Annotated in this window: 1 protein-coding gene; it reads right to left on the reverse strand. The window is 66.3% G+C overall.

All coding sequences use genetic code 11. The annotated features are described in order from the left end of the window. On the reverse strand, positions 1 to 2,887 hold a 2,887-nt coding region (locus IE069_RS15500; protein ID WP_229791209.1), incomplete at its 3' end, for a SpaA isopeptide-forming pilin-related protein. Positions 2,888 to 3,613 lie beyond the last annotated feature (726 nt).

Below are 3,613 nucleotides of genomic sequence, written 5' to 3' on the forward strand. Positions count from 1 at the left end.
CCCAGAAATACGTCCGATCAAACGAACCATCGGCCGACTTCGAGACCACCAACGGAGCCTCACGGCAGGCCTGGACCTCTTCCTCGTCCTCGTCGAGGACCGCTCCGGCGTCGCTCATGACACTCGCGACGTTCGGGAAGGCCTCGCAGGTGCCGGCCTCGCCGACGTTCCACGTCAACTCGTACGTGCGTGTCTGCGGTTCCATCCCCTCGGACCAGGTGACCTCCCAGGCCGGATCGAAGGTGAAGTGGTCGTCCTCGACGACGACCGTCTCGTTGATCGGAGTGACCGACCATTCGTCAGCAGCGACCTCGGCGGTACCGGCGGCTTCGCCGGACGGCGTCGACGCGGCTTCAGCGTCCCACACCGCGGTGGCGACGTTCTCGCCGTCGTACGCCGGCTCACTCGTGAACGTGCAGGTGTAGTCGAAGGTCAGGCTCTCGCCGGCCCCGATCGTCTGCGTAGCGTCCATGACCGTGCACTCGGCCCCGCCGCCGATGTCCACGGCATCGCTCACCGTGGCCTCGACGTCCTGCCAGCTGTTGGGGTTCGCGACGGTGATCTCGCCGCTCATCGCCCAGGCGCTGTCCTGGTAGCCGGGGGCCGCCGCGGCCGTGTCCGGCTGCACCGTCACCTCGTACTCGACCGTGACGTCGCCCGTCTCGGGATCGGCCTCGAAAGGCTGGTCGCCGAGCGCGGTCTTCTCGATGTCCCACAGATAGGTGCGGTCGAAGCTGTGGATCACGTTCTTCTCGACCACCAGGTCGGCGCCGACGCAGAGGGTGGCCTCGGCGTCGTCGGACTGACCCGTCTCGACGATCGTCGCGGTGTTCTCGAACGTCTGGCACTCACCAGCGGCGACCTCACGGGTGATCGTGTACGAGTTCTCGTACACCCCGTCCGCCGCGGAACCCCACGTGATGGTCCACGCAGGGTCGAAGACGAACTGGCTGTCCTCGACCGTGATGGTTTCGTTCGTCTCCGTCGTCGACCAGGTGAAATCGACCGCATCCGATGCAGACGCCTCACCGGCGTTCTCCGGATCGTCGACATCCGACTGCTCCTGCGGGTAGTCCGCGCGGCTCCACGTCAAGGTGACGGTGTTGGAGCCGGAGTCCGTTTCCGGTTCGGCCCCGATCTCGCATTCGTAGGCCAGCGCCGTCTCGCCCGGTGCGAACGAGATCTGGTGCCCGTCGGCGGCGCCGACGTCGGGCGCGTCGATCACGCAGACCGTGCCGTCGCCGAGGACGTCCTCAGCGGTGGCGACCAGGGCTGACGGATTCGGGTTCTCCACCGCGATCATTCCGCTGGCGACGAAGTCCGACGCCGTCCGCTCCCCCTCCGTCACGCTCACGAGGTAGGTGAAATCAGCCGTCGTCCCGGCCTGCTCGATCCGGGTCTGGTCCACCGACTTCTCGATGTCCCAGGTGTAGTCGACCAGGTAGGAGGCCTCGATCGTCTTCTCCACCGTCAGCGGTTCCCACGCCAGCGGATCCTCGAAGGTGAACGTCACGTCCCCGCCTGCTTCGACGGTCTGCGGCCCCTGATCCCGGTCCGCCGGCAGCAGGTACCCGTCCGGGGCACCGACCTCGGTGACCGTGTACGACCCCGGGTTCACCTCGGCCAGCTCGATCGTCCCAGCCGCGGGGTTGTCGTCGTTGGCGTCGTTGTCCGTGATCGTCAACGTGCCCGTGCCCCCGGGCAGCGGGTTCGGGTCGATCTCGAACGTCGCACCGCCCAACGGCGTGCCGGACTCGTCCGTCTTCTCGATTGTCAGTCCCGCACACAGATCGATGTCGATCGAACCGCCCACGAAATCCTTGAGCTCCGACTGATGGCTGGCCGACGCCGCGGACCTCAGCATGATGTTCGCGAAATCGAAGTCCCCGCAATCCAGCATCCCGTCGGCCCCGCCGAAGATCGCCGAGAGATTGAACTGGAATTCGACGAGTGTGCCGTCCTGGCTGACCGCGTGGTCCCAGGAGCCGGCCGGCAGCGAAGACGTCACCCACCCCGAACCGTCCCACGTCTGGATTTCGGGAGTCGAGAAGACATCGTTGTTCGCTGGGAAGATCAGCCTGATGTCGCCGACCGTGCGGACCGGGATATCCGCCCCGTTCGCGTTCACGGTCGACGGCTGCTGGTTCAACTCCAGGAAATAGCCGATCTGGCCGTTCGCCGTCACACGCTCGAAGGCCAGCCACAACCACGCATCCCCGCCATCGTCGAAGTCGGCCGCAACCCAGGTGTCGCCGACATCGCCCGAGCCGGGCGAACTCGCCGACGCGCTGTAGTCCCAGGAGCTCGGGTCGTTCTCCTTCGACCCCTGGTCGTAGATCGTCGGATCCGCGTTGCCGATCGGGTCGGTCGCCATGTCGATGTCAGACGGCCAGTCGAGCTGGAATTCACTCGGCGAGGCGAACGGCTCGATGGCCAGGATCTCCGGCTCCTCGGCCGCTTCGGACTCCTCGGCAGCAAGTGCCTCGGCCTCCGACTCCTCCACTGGCTCCTTTTTCGGTGCTGGTTCCGGTGCTGGCTCCTGCTTCGGTGCTGGTTCCGGTGCTGGCTCCTGCTTCGGTGCTGGTTCCGGTGCTGGCTCCTGCTTCGGTGCAGGCTCCGGCGCAGGCTCCTGCTTCGGTGCAGGCTCCGGCGCGGGTTCCTCCGCCGCCGGTTGCTCGGCGGCCGGCTCGGATGCCGGCGACTTCTCGGCAGGGACCGTCTTCTTGGCCTCTGCAGCGGTTTCATCGGCGGCGGTCGTCTCGGATGGCGCCGAGGTCTCGTTCGACTCGGTCGTCGGTGCCGCCTCCTCGGAGGCGGCGAGCGGGTCAGGATCGGTCGTGGCCATGGCGACGCTGCCGGAGAACATCAGTCCCGCGGCAAGTCCCATGGCAAGCAAAGTCTTTACGCCGCGAAGCCCGCTCCGGGGCACACGGCTGAGGTGTCGTGACATGTCGTCCTCTTGAAGATGCGTCTAAAAACGGAACGCCAGTGAGAATGCTCAATTGATTCTGCGAACTGGCACAGGTGACGAGTGACGATCCGGTTCACCGGGTGCGAAGTGATGGCTGCTGCTCCTGCCTCAACGTCCGCTGAAGCGGACGGGCAGGGCGGAACCGCAGCCTCCGGCGGCCGGCATCGGCCGTGACCGGGCTGCGGTCAGGACAAGAGCCGTCGTCGCGACGGCTGCAGAGAGAATTCAGGGTGCGGAGAGTCCGCACCGGCCGATTCCGCGGGTCTCATCCCAGGCGGAAAAACGGCGTCCCCAACGTGTTCGTGTTCCATGGCTTTCGGGTCCTTTTCGAAAGGTTCCCCCCCGATGCCTGACACGCGTCCACCCGTGTGAAGGGCGACACATTTCGAGTATAGGCACATGATGCTTCTGTTAGAAAGGTTTACGGCGAGACTCGCATCGAGGCGGCGCCTTCCCTCTGCCAGAAGCCTCATGGGGCCCCGGCGGCACGGAGTTCGTCAACCGTTCCGCCGGCGCCCCATGACCGGATGATCGCCGGCGGGGGCTGGGCCTCACTGGGCGCCACGCCCCCGCCGTTCGCGGGTGTCAGCTGCGCCGATGACGCACGATCAACGCCGTCGCACCCACCAGCAACAGCCCGAA

It is taken from the genome of Zhihengliuella salsuginis (assembly GCF_014651715.1).
Classification (GTDB): Bacteria; Actinomycetota; Actinomycetes; order Actinomycetales; family Micrococcaceae; genus Zhihengliuella; species Zhihengliuella salsuginis.